This is a genomic window from Paenibacillus woosongensis (genome assembly GCF_030122845.1).
GTDB classification, from domain to species: domain Bacteria; phylum Bacillota; class Bacilli; order Paenibacillales; family Paenibacillaceae; genus Fontibacillus; species Fontibacillus woosongensis_A.
Window position 1 is genome coordinate 330,308 of sequence record NZ_CP126084.1, and the last position, 15,363, is coordinate 345,670.

14 protein-coding genes and 2 pseudogenes are annotated in these 15,363 nt (G+C 43.0%); 13 read left to right on the forward strand and 3 right to left on the reverse strand.

The features are described 5' to 3' along the window. Nucleotides 1-213 precede the first annotated feature (213 nt). The 7 genes and pseudogenes from QNH46_RS01550 (at nucleotide 214) to QNH46_RS01575 (ending at nucleotide 5,382) form a co-directional block, all read left to right on the forward strand. Nucleotides 214-588, forward strand: coding sequence for a PH domain-containing protein (locus tag QNH46_RS01550; protein ID WP_283926613.1), 375 nt, complete (start codon nucleotides 214-216; stop codon nucleotides 586-588). A 157-nt stretch (nucleotides 589-745) separates the two neighbouring features. After that, on the forward strand, nucleotides 746-2,926 hold the full coding sequence (locus QNH46_RS01555) for a hypothetical protein (RefSeq protein ID WP_283926614.1): 2,181 nt from the start codon (nucleotides 746-748) through the stop codon (nucleotides 2,924-2,926). Continuing rightward, nucleotides 2,923-3,573, forward strand: coding sequence for a hypothetical protein (locus QNH46_RS01560; protein WP_283926615.1), 651 nt, complete (start codon nucleotides 2,923-2,925; stop codon nucleotides 3,571-3,573). The genes QNH46_RS01555 and QNH46_RS01560 overlap by 4 nt, the downstream gene beginning before the upstream one ends. A gap of 100 nt (nucleotides 3,574-3,673) precedes the next feature. Continuing rightward, nucleotides 3,674-3,922, forward strand: a complete 249-nt coding sequence (locus QNH46_RS01565) for a hypothetical protein (RefSeq protein WP_283926616.1) — start codon at nucleotides 3,674-3,676, stop codon at nucleotides 3,920-3,922. Nucleotides 3,923-4,063: 141 nt separating this feature from the next. Continuing rightward, nucleotides 4,064-4,414: pseudogene (locus QNH46_RS01570) on the forward strand (transposase); the annotation flags it as partial. 27 nt (nucleotides 4,415-4,441) lie between these two features. Beyond that, nucleotides 4,442-4,591 (forward strand): annotated as a pseudogene (locus QNH46_RS24490) (gfo/Idh/MocA family oxidoreductase); the annotation flags it as partial. Nucleotides 4,592-4,770: 179 nt separating this feature from the next. Then, nucleotides 4,771-5,382 (forward strand): GntR family transcriptional regulator, encoded by a 612-nt coding sequence (locus QNH46_RS01575; RefSeq protein WP_283926617.1) that lies wholly within the window; start codon nucleotides 4,771-4,773, stop codon nucleotides 5,380-5,382. Between the two features lie 58 nt (nucleotides 5,383-5,440). Here QNH46_RS01575 and QNH46_RS01580 read toward each other — a convergent pair whose 3' ends face one another. After that, nucleotides 5,441-5,983 (reverse strand): D-lyxose/D-mannose family sugar isomerase, encoded by a 543-nt coding sequence (locus QNH46_RS01580; protein WP_283928317.1) that lies wholly within the window; start codon nucleotides 5,981-5,983, stop codon nucleotides 5,441-5,443. A gap of 5 nt (nucleotides 5,984-5,988) precedes the next feature. Continuing rightward, nucleotides 5,989-6,864 (reverse strand): ketose-bisphosphate aldolase, encoded by an 876-nt coding sequence (locus tag QNH46_RS01585; RefSeq protein ID WP_283926618.1) that lies wholly within the window; start codon nucleotides 6,862-6,864, stop codon nucleotides 5,989-5,991. A 354-nt stretch (nucleotides 6,865-7,218) separates the two neighbouring features. Between QNH46_RS01585 and QNH46_RS01590 the strand changes: the two genes are divergently transcribed. The 6 genes from QNH46_RS01590 to QNH46_RS01615 all read left to right on the forward strand — a co-directional run bounded on the left by QNH46_RS01590 (nucleotide 7,219) and on the right by QNH46_RS01615 (nucleotide 13,708). Beyond that, nucleotides 7,219-7,971, forward strand: a complete 753-nt coding sequence (locus tag QNH46_RS01590) for a DeoR/GlpR family DNA-binding transcription regulator (RefSeq protein WP_283926619.1) — start codon at nucleotides 7,219-7,221, stop codon at nucleotides 7,969-7,971. 187 nt (nucleotides 7,972-8,158) lie between these two features. After that, nucleotides 8,159-9,037 carry a ketose-bisphosphate aldolase gene (locus QNH46_RS01595; RefSeq protein ID WP_283926620.1) on the forward strand — a complete coding sequence of 293 codons (879 nt, stop codon included), beginning with the start codon at nucleotides 8,159-8,161 and terminating at the stop codon, nucleotides 9,035-9,037. 75 nt (nucleotides 9,038-9,112) lie between these two features. Beyond that, the gene (locus QNH46_RS01600) at nucleotides 9,113-10,459 is read left to right on the forward strand and encodes an ABC transporter substrate-binding protein (protein WP_283926621.1); all 1,347 of its coding nucleotides are present in this window, start codon (nucleotides 9,113-9,115) and stop codon (nucleotides 10,457-10,459) included. A gap of 66 nt (nucleotides 10,460-10,525) precedes the next feature. Beyond that, nucleotides 10,526-11,452: a carbohydrate ABC transporter permease gene (locus tag QNH46_RS01605; protein WP_283926622.1), complete on the forward strand. Its 927-nt coding sequence runs from the start codon at nucleotides 10,526-10,528 to the stop codon at nucleotides 11,450-11,452. A gap of 1 nt (nucleotide 11,453) precedes the next feature. Continuing rightward, on the forward strand, nucleotides 11,454-12,290 hold the full coding sequence (locus QNH46_RS01610; RefSeq protein ID WP_283926623.1) for a carbohydrate ABC transporter permease: 837 nt from the start codon (nucleotides 11,454-11,456) through the stop codon (nucleotides 12,288-12,290). A gap of 101 nt (nucleotides 12,291-12,391) precedes the next feature. Further along, complete coding sequence (locus QNH46_RS01615; RefSeq protein WP_283926624.1) at nucleotides 12,392-13,708, forward strand: ADP-dependent glucokinase/phosphofructokinase; 1,317 nt, start codon at nucleotides 12,392-12,394, stop codon at nucleotides 13,706-13,708. 681 nt (nucleotides 13,709-14,389) lie between these two features. On the opposite strand, the gene QNH46_RS01620 is transcribed toward QNH46_RS01615, so the two are convergent. After that, the gene (locus QNH46_RS01620) at nucleotides 14,390-15,058 is read right to left on the reverse strand and encodes an alpha/beta fold hydrolase (protein ID WP_283926625.1); all 669 of its coding nucleotides are present in this window, start codon (nucleotides 15,056-15,058) and stop codon (nucleotides 14,390-14,392) included. Nucleotides 15,059-15,363 lie beyond the last annotated feature (305 nt).

Genomic DNA, 15,363 nt, shown 5'->3' on the forward strand with positions numbered 1-15,363 from the left:
TATTCCCAAGGAATTATGCAGCGAATGTATAAAATAAAGATGGATATTTACGGTCGCTATGATGTCGAACTAAAAGCTGTAAATGTTTCTTATATTTCCTATAACCTAATTTTTATAAAATCATCACGGGTAAGCGTTCTGAGCCCCCACCTCTTATGTTAATCTGGATATATTGATGGAATTGACAGAAGAAATAATTAGGAGGTTAGATCTATGGCTGAGGCAGGTAAAATTCTTGAATGGACACTAGTATCGGAATGCCCGATTCCCCCGGATGTGAATCAATTGCTCGTGCCCGGAGAAGTGGCAGTTGCCGCTTACAAAACTTTTCGGGATAGTGCAATCTTTACCAACAAGCGGTTAATTGTCCGAGATGCACAGGGCTTCACGGGAAAGAAGATTGAGATTTATTCGCTCCCCTACTCCTCCATCAATATGTGGTCTACAGAAAATGCTGGAGGATTTCTTGATATGAGCGCAGAGGTGGAGTTGTGGACGCGTGCAGGTCATATTAAGGTGAAGCTGCAAAAAGGCGTCGATATCCGCAAGTTCGACATGCTGATTGCTAATGCACTTTTAGCTGAGTAAGGCCTAAAGTCGGGAGAATTTATAGAGTTAGGATGAAAGGCACCATTTATGGTGTCTTTTCTTCTATTTTCATAGGCATACCGGTTTATTCCTTAAAATTAGACATTTTGGTAAAATATCAGACACTAATATTTTCCTGAAATGAGGTTGGACAGGCTTGAATAAGGTGGATCCTGGCCGAGTCGGGGGCATGGCGCGCGACCTGGAGCGTTTAGATCGCACGATGGAAAATGGAATTACGGGAATGTCCAGGGAACTAAACCGGCTCATAAGCGATGTGGAGGCGGCATATTCCGATCCGTCCGAGCACTACGTGCGATCTGCGGCACGCGAAGCCAGCGGCCTGCTGCGGGAAATCGGCAAGCTGGCCGAGCGGATTGACGAGCAGATGAGGAAGAAGGTTCAGGCGTTACGTTATGCGGAAAATACATATATAAAGGCAGAGAAGGATTCGGCAAAGGCGACCGGGGTGAAAAAATCAGCGACGTTTACACTCAAGGGGACGGTTCAGAGCTGGTTTCAGCGCTTCATGGATAAAGCGAGACAGAATGTCGCTGATCCAGACGAGGCTTCGTCTGCGGAGTCAAGGCCATCGCTGCTGCAATGGATCAAGGGCAGCTTGCTGGAGCTTCAGGACGCCTCTTTGGTGCAGCGTCTCGACCTGGTGAAGGAGGATGAGCGGATCGCCTCTTTGCTGCAAATTTTGGACACCGGGACGGCGAAGGAGCAGGTGTGGGCGCGGGAGGAGCTCGAGGCCATCGCTTCAAGCTTCAAAGAGATTGCCCGAAACCAAGCGGCCTATAAAATATATGCGATTTACAATAATGAACTGTACATGGGTTATGCACATCGGTCCGCCCAGCAGCAAAGGGAGCAGCTAGCGAAGCTCGGCGTCGCTGAGGAATGGTATAAGTCCGGGGTCAGCCTGGCCGTGTTCTATAAAGGCTCTCCGCTGGATGCCTGCGACTACAATCCGCTGAAGCAGAATCTGTCCGCGATGCCCAAAGAGAGCGAGCTGCGTATGATTATCGCGGCTGGCATGATCAATCCCCTCTACCGGGAGTGGGCGAAACTCAATTATGACTCTATTGCAGCAGCGGTGCGTCAAGTGGCGGAGCGGCGCAGGGAAATGCAAGCGCTGCTAGATGAATACAACCAGGCGGTTTCTGCGGAGGATATCCGCAACATGCAGCAGTATTTGAAGGACATGAACATTTACCAGGGCAAGATTACGGGTGAATATAATCAGGAATTCCTGATCGCCGTGGCTGGCTATCAACATATTGCGAACACGGTGAGCACCATGGCGGCAGTTCGGCGCGAGTGGTTCGGCTGGGAGCTGTTCGAGGTGGATGGGAAGATCACGAAGGAGCTGCTGGACTTAGCTTGGGCGGAAAGCAGCTCGGGCATGCGCAATAATCCGGATCTGAAGACCGGCGGGTTAACGGCGGCCGTAACCATCGTAGGCGTAGGGGATGGCATCGTCAGTCAATTGTTTGAAGACGTGAAGGACTTGGCCGAATTCGCCATCAATTCCAACCCGGCAACCCTGGGATTCTGGACAGACACCGTGCCGGGATATTACGCTATAGGGGAAGCGATCGTGAACGGTGAACTGACTATTGATGATATGACGAAGCTGCTCGGGGACGCCGCGGCAGAGGAATTCGTAGTTCCTTTCCAGGATATCACCGAATTGCAGCCGAAGGTTCTTTCTGGAAAAGCGACCTATGAGGAGAGCGTAAAATACGGACGAGCCGTGACGAAGGCGTTCTTCGCCCTCACGGTAGTAGAAGGCGCCGCCAGAGCAGGAGCCAAATTCTCCGGCAAGACCGTGAAGGAACTCGTGAAGACCGTAAAGGAAGCGGCGCAAACGCGGCCGCAAGTATCGCTTGCGACCCCCGATGGCCTTACAGTCCCTGTTCGGGATATGGACATGCCGAAGATGGAGCCGCAGTTCTCTAAGTCCAAGCCTGACTCGGGATCAAGTGGCAGGAAGATGGATTTTGTGGAGGGGCAGGGTGAAATTCCCAAGAGAACATATGAGCCTAGCCCTAAACATGACCCTAAAAGTGGGTGGGGGAGTCCAAATCCAATACCAGACGTTGAAACAGGGCAGAAATTATTGGATACAGCTTACTCATCATCAAAGAACAAGCAACTTTACAACATTTATGAGGGTAAACTTATTAAATTCCAACCAGATGGAGAAACAGGATGGCATCCATATGAAGTTACGAATCCTGCTAAAGAAGTTCCTGCTGATGTTTTAAGACAGTTGCTTAAAGATGGTAAGATTACAAAGGTGGAATACAATAAGCTATTAAAAAACAAGTGAGGTGCTTCATTCTGAGGACTTTTGGAGATAAGAACACATTTGCTATTCAATATGAGTTTGATGTTAATCCTTTTAATGAAACCAGTTTGATTGGTGAAACATGGGGGAAGTTTGAATTATCTGTTCGTGGGATAGACATCTGTCGATATAAAAGAGCGGATAGCGAGACTACCTATCAATGGAATTTGATATACATTGTTGAATGGTTTAGCGAAAATCTAAAGTATATTTTGAGTGAAGAACCATTCCCCCTCCCTGTTGAAGGACAACACTCACTTGAACTATTGGATAATTGTTTGTTGTTTGAATCAGATAACGATGATGAGTTTGATGCATGGTTCGATACAAAGCAAGAATGGGAGTTTAAACACTCTTGGTTTTCAAATAGAGCAGGTTCATTTTTGCCTGATGTGTTTTTCAGAAGGGTTAACAATAACATAGAGATTGCTTGGAATAACGAATCAACTTACTCTTCGGAAGGAATTTCATTTATTAATCCAATTGGAATTGAGTACGTGCCACTATTTATATTTGAATCCACGATCAAAAGCTTCATCGAAAATTTCTTGGATAGTCTACTTGAAAATTCTAAAAATAAAAGTGATGCGGAAGAAGTTTATCAAAAACTAATGGCATTTATTAAATAGTCGGTTCTTTATTGGGTGGGGCTACCCAGTGCCGAATGAACCCATCATTTAACCAATAATACGTATAACCCTTGTAATACCCGTAATTTCTTCATTTCGGTTGTACGCACATCAAATGCTTTCAATAATTGAAGATCCATTTTATGATGAGGAAGAGGATGAAATTGAACCGATCTGTAAATTAGAGACAGTTGAATTTTTGAAAATTATATTACTATGGGCTTACGAAACTTATAAATATAAAAGCGAGAGGGGAGTGATTGATCTAGAGGAGGCAGATATGGTTATGAAGTGGATTGAACAAAAAATGTTAGAAGTTAAGAGTATAGAAAATGAATCTATAAAATAGGGTCTGTAAAATAAACTGTGTAAACTCTCCAACCAATCTATTAAACTAGGAGAAAGGTTGGATGGAAAGGATGAACACAGTGGCCCAAAGTTCAGCAGAGATCAAGTGAAAGCCTTCATTAAAGACAACGATTTAAAAACTATGGCGGATGTGCAATTTGCCCTGAAAGAATTGTTTGCCGACACGCTGCAAGAAATGTTGGAGGCGGAGCTGGATCATGAGCTGGGCTATGCTAAGCACGACGTTGCAAATAAGCAGACAAAGAATAGTCGCAATGGGAAGAGCAAGAAGATGATCACCAGCGAATACGGTGAACAGGAGATTCGTTTGCCCCGTGATCGTAACGGTGAGTTCGAACCCATGATCGTAAAGAAGCATCAGTCGAATGTAACCGGCATTGAAGAGTAAATCATTGCATTGTATGCCAAAGGCGTTAGTACCCGGGACATTCAAGATCACTTAGCCCATCTGTACGGCATTGACGTGTCTCCGTTCCGAGGGGAAAAACTGACCGATTTCGAATATGAAGCCAAACAATGGATCCACAGCATCGTCAACGACACCGAACCTTTGGTGAAACCGAGGGAAGCGATGATCGTGTCACAGATCTTGGAGGCGGTCTATCAATCCGCAGAAACGGGGAAAATCGTTTATTTTGATCAGGAATAAGTACGCGAAATAATAGATCTCGTAATCCGTCCGTGAAGCGACAGCTTCACGGACTTTTTAGTTGAGTAAGCTCTACATATAACAAAATCATTGATATCAGCTGCGTGGATTCTCTCATATAATGGAACAAACAAATTATCGATAATCGATAAACGATAATTGAATGGAGACTGAGAAGGATGCCAAACAACGATATCGTCCCGTTGGTGAATTCCATAAGCGAACAAATTTATTTAAGTCTGAAGCGAAAAATTCTCACTGGGGAGCTGGCCCCGGGAACCCGACTCCTTGTGCTGGAGATCGCGGGCCAATTTCAAGTGAGCCAGGCACCCGTGCGGGAAGCGTTAGAACGATTGAAGCAGGAAGGATTAATTACCGGCGTTCGCAATAAAGGGTCAGTGGTGTCCAACATTACGTCGAAGGAGATTCGAGATCTGTTCATTCTCCGCGAAATCATTGAAGGCTACGCCGTTCGCACGACCATGCCGACCTTGACGGAGGCGGATTACGCCGAGCTGGAAGCAATGATCCAGAGGATGGAGGAGGCCGTTGAGCAGAACGACACGCTCCGGATTCTTGAGTTGGATATGGACTTTCATGGCTTCTTCTATAAACACTGCGACAATCAGGCCATCCTGGAGCTGTGGAACCATATGCGGACGAAGGTGATGCGCTTCATGGCCATCTCGAACCGGCATCATACGACGGAAATGCTGGCAGATTGGCATCGGCTGCTGATTGACGCCCTTCGGATTAGGTGCTTTCGCTCTGAGAAGCATTACTTAATGTAAACATCTGATTATAATGATGAAGGGTTCTCAATCAAAAAAGCCCCCGAAGGGGCTTTTCTCATTCACTATGGCTTGGTACCCGGACAATTCTAGGATCAGTAAAAATGTCCAGCTCGTCAAGACTCAAGGAGGAGAATTCGCTCACCACAGCACCTTCATCTCCCGCTTGAAACCAGTGCCTTGTATTCGGAGCGATTGTGTATTGTTCTCCCGGCCGCAATACGATTTCGTGCCATGCCGTGTAGTAATGCTTGTCTTCCTGAGGTGGAACGGCTTGTGGATTCGGTGTCGGCTCTCCTGTTACATATAAATAAACAATGCCCATGCGGCAGCGGAAGGTTTCCTGCTTGCCAGGATTGCCGGCATCCACTGGAGGATGGAGATGCTCAGCGCAGGTTTGCCGTGGGAACAACACTAGATCTTTGGCGCAGTAGCGGGGCGTATTTACGTAGGTGAACAGCTGTAACCCCGTATTCATGAGTTTCCCCAATCCGAAATCCGTAACCTCAATGTTCGGATATTCTTCGGCAGTAAGTGCGATTCCGGCTTTCTGGAGCATCTCCGCAGTCATTCTTCGTGCTTCATTGATGCAGTCATGCATCATCTTTACACCTCTTTATAGTAAAGATTCTTCTTACCTACGGAACCAAACAGCTGCATTTTCTTAAGGATAAGTTCTTTGGCCGCTTCAATCGCGGATGGGAATAGTACTGTGGGCTCAACCTGCTTCGGCATACTCTGAAGATTGGTGCGAAGCTGGCTGAAGAAGGCTTTTTTCATTTCTGTAGAAATATTGACCTTACTAATCCCCAAATGAATCGAGGCTGCGACCTCATCTGGGGAATTGTCCGAACCTCCGTGCAGAACTAGAGGGACAGATACCTGGGACGCAATTTCTTTCAGTCGGCCTAATTGGAGTTTCGGTACTCGATCCTTTGGATACATCCCGTGCGCTGTTCCGATGGCGACGGCTAGCGAATCAATTCCGGTGCGTTCTACAAACTCTTTGGCTTCCAGGGGATCGGTATAGAGAATTTCGTCATGACCGCCCTCCATGCTGCCTTCTGCCTGACCGACCGTCCCCAATTCCGCTTCGACGGATACACCAACGCTATGGGCGATGTCAACGGCTTCTTTCGTGATTCGAATGTTCTCTTCAAACGGTTGCGTTGAAGCGTCAATCATCACGGATGTAAACCCGCAACGGATCGCCCGGATGACTTGCGCGGTATTCCCGCCGTGGTCTAAATGAATGACGACTGGCACCCTAGATTTATTCGCGATATCGCGACAGTAGGCGACAAAGCTGTCAGTAAGGAAATCGAGCTCACTGGGGTGAATCGCAAGAATCACCGGCGAGTCGTTCTCCTCGGCGGTTTCCATGATCGCGCGGAGAAACTCGCCGTTTCCGATGTTGAAGGCCCCTACGGCGAATTTATTCTTGTAAGCGACGGCCAAGAGTTCCTTCATTGTAATCAACATAGATCGTTCTCTCCTTTAAGTTGGTTTTAAGAAACGCCTATCGGCGGATTCTTCGTTAGCAAGCCGTTTGTGCTAGATGTGATACTGGGGTAATTTATATTCATTACGTTTGAACGGTTTTGAACTTTGTTTATTTAGTGTTTATATTAAATATATATGGGCATAATGTCAACATAAAATAAACTAAATATGTTTGATGTGTTTGAATGACGGTGTAAAGTGTTTAAATTTGGCGAAGAATTCATTGACCGAGATATCATTGTTCAACTAATATAACTAATATATGGATGTAAACCTTGTTACAGGTATATTAACGTTTGAATTAGAGATATGGAGCGAGAGGAGAATAAACGTATGTTTACTGAAAAACGGTTAATTAAAGAAGCGGACTTGATCAAACAAAGAGGTTCGGTGTCCGTACAAGAATTGATGGAATATTTTCAAGTTTCCGATATGACGATCCGCCGGGATCTTCAGAAGCTAGAGGCATCCGGTAAATTCCAAAGGTTTCATGGGGGGATTCGCATTCTCGATGAAACACCACTGGAGCAGAGAGATGGCGTGCAGTTGGACGAGAAGAAACGAATCGCTCAGTATTGTTTAAATTTACTTCGCCCGAAAGACACGATCATTTTGGACTCCGGCACCACCACCTATCAGATAGCGATAGCCCTCGCTGAAGCTCAGATCCCTAATATTACTGTAATCACCAACTCGTTAAGAGCTGCTTATTGTCTTCGAGAACAGGAGAACATCACTTTGGTGATGTGCGGGGGCGAATTGAGACACAGCTCCCAATCTTTCGTTGGCAGCGTATCCAGAGACTTCTTCGACAATATATTCGTGAATAAGGCCTTTATTGCAACGGGCGGCATCACAGAGAAAGGCTTTAGCACCACCAGCTTTGCAGAGGCGGAAATCAAGCAAATGATGGGGAAAGCGAGCGCAGAAACGTATATCGTCGCTGATTCCACAAAGTTCGGCAATCGTTCGCTGAACTTTTTTGCGCCGCTCAGTCACGCGAACCAGATTGTCACTGACACCGGTGTGTCGGATGAATGGTGCGACATGATGAAACAGCACGGTACAGACATCGTCAAAGTATAATTATGGCTGTGATATTCGTCGTCAACCATCTATAATCATTAACGAAAACAAACAAAACAAACATCAAATAAGACCAAAATATAAAAAAACTGTTTATATAGATCAATTTTTATTGACAAAGAAACATCATATGTTTATTCTTGAGGTGTAAACAAACAAAAAACACTGAAGGGGGTGATGTGCAAACATGTTGACGACCATGGATAAATTACTTCGGGTTGCGTACAGAGAGAAATTCGCAGTAGGTGCGTTTAATATTGCGAATAGTGAATTTGTAAGCGCTTTAATCAAAACGGCAGAAAGAGAAAATTCACCTGCCATTCTTCAAATTCATCCCAATGAAATTAACCTTATGGGAGATGAGTTTGCCGCGTACTGTGTTCAGGCGGCGCATCGCGCCAGTGTACCGATTGTGATTCATCTTGATCACGGCCGCGATCTCAATGATGTTGTTCGAGCGATTCGTAATGGATTTACGTCTGTTATGATAGATGGCTCTCATTTGCCATACGAGGAGAATGTGGAGCTAACCAAAGCAGCCGTGAACATTGCTCATGCTCAGCATATTTCAGTAGAGGGTGAACTCGGGACCATAGGGAACACAGGTACGAGTTCGGAAGGCGGAGAGGAGGAAATCTTGTACACAGACCCGGAACAGGCTAAGGATTTTGTGGAGCGTACAAATGTGGATACGCTTGCCGTTGCAATCGGCACTTCTCATGGGTTCTATCCAAATTCAATGAAGCCTAAGCTGCAGCTTGATCGGTTATCCAAAATCGCTGAATGGGTTAACATTCCGTTGGTCCTGCATGGCGGGTCCGATAATTCAGACGAGGACATTCGGGAATCTACTAAGTACGGGGTAGCCAAGATCAACCTGTCCAGTGAGATGAAGCGGGCGTTCTTTACGGAGCTTCGCCAAACCTTGAATAACAATCCTGATGGTTATGAGCCGGATGTGCTTTTTCCGAGTTCAACCAAGGCAGCAATGGAGGTTATTGCGCGCAAGATGCAGTTGTTTGGGTCGGCAGGAAAAGCGAACTTGTATCAGGTGACACAGTTATAGAAAAAAAGTCACGTTTTCGTATTGGTTTTTCCTTAGAAATATGATATATGACAAAACAAAAGGGAGGTTTTTGAATTGAAAACAGTTAAGCTCACTGTTATGAAAACGCTTAAGAAGAGTATATTACCCGTTTTTTTAGTAATGAGTTTGATGATTGCAATAGTAGGTTGTTCGAGTTCATCCAATGGCAATGCAAACCAAGCCAATTCAGAGACTGGGAATAATACAGCTACAGGAGCAGGAACCGCCGAAGCCATTACTTTAGAGTTCCAACAATGGTGGGGAGTAGAACTGCCAGACGGTGTTCTTCAGGAGATTGTTGACGGCTTCACGGATCAAACAGGTATCAAGATTAAGCTATTAAGTAATCCATATGCAGATACAAAAACGCAAATCGCAGCTGGTGCAGCGGTAGGAACCATGGCAGATGTTGTTGGTCTTGATGGTTCTTGGGTATATGATTTTGCTAAGCAAGGCTCTATTGCCAATATGACTGCATTAATGCAAGCTGATGGATATGATGATAGTCAGTTATCCGATCAAATTAAAGTTGATGGGAATACGTATATGATTCCCGTTGTGAATTTTGCATATCCGATGTATGTAAACTTAGATATTGTACATGATGCTGGTATTGAAATTCCTAATTCATGGTCTAAATTTACTGAAGTAAGTAAAAAAATTACTACGTCCACAGGTAAGGCAGCATGGGCTATTCCATTGTCTACAGAATCTCCAAGCGGTATTCAAAACAATTTCATGAGTTGGCTTTGGGCTTCCGGTGGTTCGATGTTAAAGGATGGAAAACCTGCTTTGACCAACAATGCTGACTTAACTGCTACTGTTGAATTTGTTAAAGGGTTATTTGATGCGGGTGTAGTAGCTAAAGGTGCATATGCTATGAAGGAAGCGGATATGGTAGAAGAATTTACGAACGGCCGTGTTGCATTCATGACTGACTCACTTGCTCACCTTACAACCATTCGTAAAGAAGCCCCTGACTTGAACTTTGATATTATTCCAGTGCCAGTGAAAGATGGGTATACCGGAAAAAGCGGTATGGGTGTAGCAAACTGGGGGATTGGAATTGCAGAAAACACCAAATATAAGGCTGAGGCTATGAAGTTTATTGAATATTTAATGAGTCCCGAAGTCAATGCCAAGCTAGCAGTATATGCTAATGCCTTCCCAGGAAACGTAAATGCAGAACCTGATTATTTACAAGCAGATCCGTTGTTCTTAAAAGCCTATGAAATCTATCAAAACGGTTATGCCATTAACGAGTTTACCGGACTTCCAACTTCAGAAGAATTAATGCGGTCTTTTGATGAACAACTGCAACTATACTTAGATGGAGACACAAGCTCATCAGCGGATATGTTAGCCGAAACACAAAAAATCTGGGAGGAGGCCTTTAACTAATTCAAGGTAAACAAAGGGATGTATGCTTTGACATACATCCCTTTGTTTAGAAAGGCGGGATGATAGGTGAGCATAGAAACAGAGAAGATCAGATCGATTCAATATAGAAATAGAAATGAATTATTAAAAAAGAAAACCGAGCCCTATCTGTATCTGATTCCAACAATAATCTTAATCGTCGTTTTGCTAATTATCCCCATTTGTATGGTTATTAGCTACTCTTTTTTTGATAATGTCATTATCAATAAAAATCCTACCTTTGTAGGTTTTGAAAACTTTAAAAAAATATTTGCCAATAAAACGTTTTTTGTTGCTGTGAAGAATTCGCTCATTTTTGTTGGCGGTAGTGTAGTTGCACATTTGATTATTGGCATGACCTTTGCCGTATTATTAAATACTAAATATTTCAGTGCAAAAACCAAAGCGGTATTCAGAGTTATTTTCGCTCTACCATGGATGTTCACTGCATCCGTCATAGCAATTTTGTGGAAGATGCTGCTGAATACTAACGGTGTTATCAACTACTTTTTAGTTGAAGCTAATTTAACAAGTACCCAGATCGAATGGTTAGCCTCAAGAGATTTTGCGCTTCTGTCGGTCACGGTCATTAATATTTGGGCAGGGTACCCCTTCTATATGATCAGCATTTTAGCCGGACTTCAAGGAATATCAACAGACCTCTATGAATCATCTGCGATCGATGGAGCGAACATCATACAGCGTTTTTTCCGTATAACCATACCTCAGCTAAAGCCGATTTTAATTAGCTTATTAATGTTAGATTTTGTATGGACCATTCAACAATTTGCTCTGATCTGGATGACTACGGGTGGAGGACCGATCAATGCGACTGAGATGCTCAGCACCTTTATCTATAAGCTGGGATTTAGTAAGTATCAATACTCTCAAGCTTCAGCAACCGCGGTGATTTTGCTGGTTGTATGTACAATAGTTGCAATCATTTATGTACGCAATCAGAGAGGGCAGGATTAATATGGTAGGAGAAAATAAGCGATATATTAAAGTTATAGCGATATTTCTTTTGATTGTTGGTACCATTTTTTCAGGCTTCCCAATCCTGTGGATGTTTTTAAATTCCTTCAAACCCAACTCAGAAATCTTTGCATGGCCGCCGGTATGGATATCTGAAAGGTTCATGTTTGATGCTTACGTAGAGATATTCAGAAATCCGGAAATGATTAGATTCTTTGTGAATAGTTACTTTGTAGCTTTTGTAGTAGTCATTTTGACCTTAGCTATAAGTATTCTAGCGTCATATAGCTTCAGTAGATTTAACTTTCCGGGTAAAAAGGTAATCAATACAATTATTGTTAGTGTTCAGGCCGTACCGCCGATCACTTTGTTAATTCCATACTTGAGTCTGATCGTAACCCTTAAATTGTACAACACGTATGGGGCATTGATTTTAACCTATCTGTTATTTACGTTGCCTTATGCCATTATCATGATGACTGGATATTATAATACATTGCCAGAAGACCTGGATGAAGCTGTGATGATGGATGGCGGATCGAGATTTAGAGCACTGTGGAATGTGTTGGTTCCTATATCGGTTCCCGGATTGGTTTCTGTGGGAATGTATACCTTTATGCTGTCATGGAACGAATATCTATTTGCTTTAGCCTTAACGAAGACGAATGAGTTTCGCACGGTCCCCGTAGGAATTAGCTTATTAATGGGGCAGCATGCATATGAGTGGAATCAGATGATGGCTATGAGCGTACTTGGGTCGTTACCGGTGCTAATTCTATTCTTAATTTTCCAAAGATACTTCATTGCAGGGATGACCTCTGGCGCTGTTAAGAACTAGGTACAAAGTTAAAGTTCCCTCATGAAATTGAATGCCATAAATGCCAATGGAATGGGGGAACTTGACGTTTATGCATTTTATCTAAAAAGGGTGTAATAAGGATGGAAATTAAAGAGAAGTACATCGAACGATATGACCAAATGGAAATGATTATAGATTGGCGTAAATCCAACAAAAAAATGCCGGCGATGGGATATACAAGTAATTTGGATGTATTATGCGACTTTCAAATTGACATTTTGAATCGTCTCCTTGAACAATATATGCAGGGAGAAGACTTAAGCCAAATGACAGCATCCGAGTTAATCGAGACCGAACAAGATTTAATTCGTACTTTAGTGTATTATTGCGGTAAGGGAATTGGTGGTGAGGTTGATATAGAAAATGTCACCCTCATTGAACAGTTCTTTTCTACAAAGTATGGAATGGGGGGGACGGCAACACAAGCTGCCATGGCCTTAGCTGCTGTGGGATGCCCCTCGGTTGTTCATTTGACCGATGATTCCAAAGAAGTGTGTGATATTCTGCGTTCACCACACATATATACTGTCTCTTCGGATGTTCATTTGATTCATACAAACGAGGTGACGCAACGTTATGAACAAGAAATCCACTATATTATCCAGTTTAAAAAAGGGGATGTTATTCGTTTAGGAGATCAGGAGCTTGTCATACCTGTATCTAATCGATTGATCCTAACTAAAATTACCGTTAACGAATATTTGCCGTTCTCCAAACCCTATTTTGAATATATTGAGAGACATGCACAAGAGATCAGTAGCAATGTGCTGTCTAGTTTTAATGCAATAAAGAACGAGGATATTTTAAGGGAAAGGATAGAATTTGTAAAACAGCACATAACCAAATATAAGGCTCACAATGAATCTGGAATAGTTTTTTTTGAGGATGCTCATTATCACAGCAATACAATAAGAAGATTGTGTATAGAAGGCTTATATCCAGAAGTAGATATTGTTTGTATGAATGAGGAAGAATTGGCTAATACACTAAATATGTATAACTTCACTATTGATCTCGAGGATATTATTTCTTGTGTGGAAGGAATAAAGTTTATTAAGGAGCATTTTCAGATTCACAAGGGGATCATTGTTCATACCAAAGATTATTCTATGTATGCAGGAGAACCGCTTGAGCATGATATTGAAAGCGGCCTCATCTATGGAAATATGCTTGCTACTGCAAAAGCGATGTTTGGTTGGTACTGTACCAAAGAACAGATCTTTGAAATATTGAAACTTCCTTTAAGTCCGAAGGGAGTACATCATAGGGAAATAATAAGTAAGAGTAATTATTCAAGTGAGGTAGTTATAGTCCCTACAAAATATATCGATCAGCCGAAATATACTATAGGATTAGGTGATTCGTTTGTAGCTGGTGTCCAGATTTGCCTCATGTAAGGTTACACTGTGCGGTGATGAGATCGGCTGCCTGGAAAACGCTATCTCAGGGACCTACTGGGCTAGGCATAGGTGATAGCCTTGCGGCTCTAAGCTTTCAAAACAAAACGAAAGCCACAAACGTTGAAATAACAGTGTTTGTGGCTTTTTTACATGTCCAAACTTTCATTTGGGAATAGACAAGATATTATTTTACTTTTGAAAAGATGTTAACGTCGTAAGCTACATTATTTTGATACATATATTTCTTTAAAATGCCCTCCCACTATAAATTAATGATTTCGCTTGTTTTCTCGCTTATGCTCAGTTTTTCAACTTTGACAGTTTAAGAGATGACGAGTCAGAATATATGTTTTTTCGTTAGAGCGGGGTCTGTAAAATAAACTGTATAAAGCCATTTACAACCTCAGCAATAAGATCGTACAACACAATCAACAAACCAAACACTAAACCATTCAAACACTTGATAAACTTTCAAAAGCTCTTTCCCACTTGAACTATGAGTAGGAATGAGCTTGTTTTGCATTCCAAAATCAAAGGAGGACGAAATCACACCAATACTTGAATTTCATATCCTAAATAACGAACTTTATTCCGTTATATTGAACAGGGCAATATGGTCAGATACCACCATGATTGACCTGTTCTTTATTAAAACAAACAATGAGTGCCTATGATAATCTAGCAAACTTCCATGTGCTCAGCCAAGTCATTCAAATGCGACGATAAAACCTCCGGTTGTGATAAGAAGGGGGAGTGGTCTGCATCCATGGTAATCATGTACTTGCAAGGTGTTCGAGTGTACATTGCTCTTTGACATCTTGTGGAGATAGCATTGTCCTTGAGGGTTTCAATATACGTACGGGGGATCCTTCCGATATGATCTTCCGTTATCCGCACGGGTGTGACAAAAGGGAGCAGGGGTTGGAAACAAAGCTTTTGTTTTGCCTCAAAAACATCATTTTCAGAGCACTCCTCAAAAAAAGCGTCTTTTACAAATGGCTCATTGAGCTTTAAATAAGTGTTATCCTCGCTTTTTATGATGGGAAGAGGCGATGCTGTATTGTCCTTTTCGAGGATTTGAAGTAAGGTTTGACCATTTTCCGGCAGAAAGGCACATACATAAACGAGCAATTGAATTTTGTCAGGACGATATTCAGCGGTTTGGGTGATCACAAGTCCACCCATGCTGTGCCCCACCAAAATCACCGGTTCAGACTCATTGTCCAAAACACGGCATAGATGATCCGTATAATCTTGCAAAGTAACTTTTGAGGCTGCAGTTGTATCCGTATCCGTTCCATGTCCGGGCAAGTCTACGGTAAGAACCCGGTGCCCAGTGTCTCGCAACGAGGGGACTATTTTATCCCAACACCATCCTCCGTGCCATGCGCCGCGCCATGAACTAAAACAAATGTACTCATTTTTTCACTTTTATTGGCCCCGACGTTCCCCAGACACTTATGTGATATATAACACTTTATTCTAATTTATGCATAAAGCTCAAAAGACACAACCCCATAGTATTTGCGTTTCCACTAGCGAGCACGAGCTAGGAGTAAATTAAGGCACACGTGCTAACGGTCAGGAGATCCGCTATTTGCCGTTTTTTCGCGAAATTGGCCAGCCAACGGACACAGAAGGCGCTATTTCGT

Coding starts and splice junctions, on each gene's coding strand:
- QNH46_RS01550 (WP_283926613.1), top strand. CDS start 214: ATGGCTGAGGCAGGTAAAATTCTTGAATGGACACTAGTATCGGAATGC.
- QNH46_RS01575 (WP_283926617.1), top strand. CDS start 4,771: ATGCCAAACAACGATATCGTCCCGTTGGTGAATTCCATAAGCGAACAA.
- QNH46_RS01580 (WP_283928317.1), bottom strand. CDS start 5,983: ATGCATGACTGCATCAATGAAGCACGAAGAATGACTGCGGAGATGCTC.
- QNH46_RS01585 (WP_283926618.1), bottom strand. CDS start 6,864: ATGTTGATTACAATGAAGGAACTCTTGGCCGTCGCTTACAAGAATAAA.
- QNH46_RS01590 (WP_283926619.1), top strand. CDS start 7,219: ATGTTTACTGAAAAACGGTTAATTAAAGAAGCGGACTTGATCAAACAA.
- QNH46_RS01595 (WP_283926620.1), top strand. CDS start 8,159: ATGTTGACGACCATGGATAAATTACTTCGGGTTGCGTACAGAGAGAAA.
- QNH46_RS01610 (WP_283926623.1), top strand. CDS start 11,454: ATGGTAGGAGAAAATAAGCGATATATTAAAGTTATAGCGATATTTCTT.
- QNH46_RS01615 (WP_283926624.1), top strand. CDS start 12,392: ATGGAAATTAAAGAGAAGTACATCGAACGATATGACCAAATGGAAATG.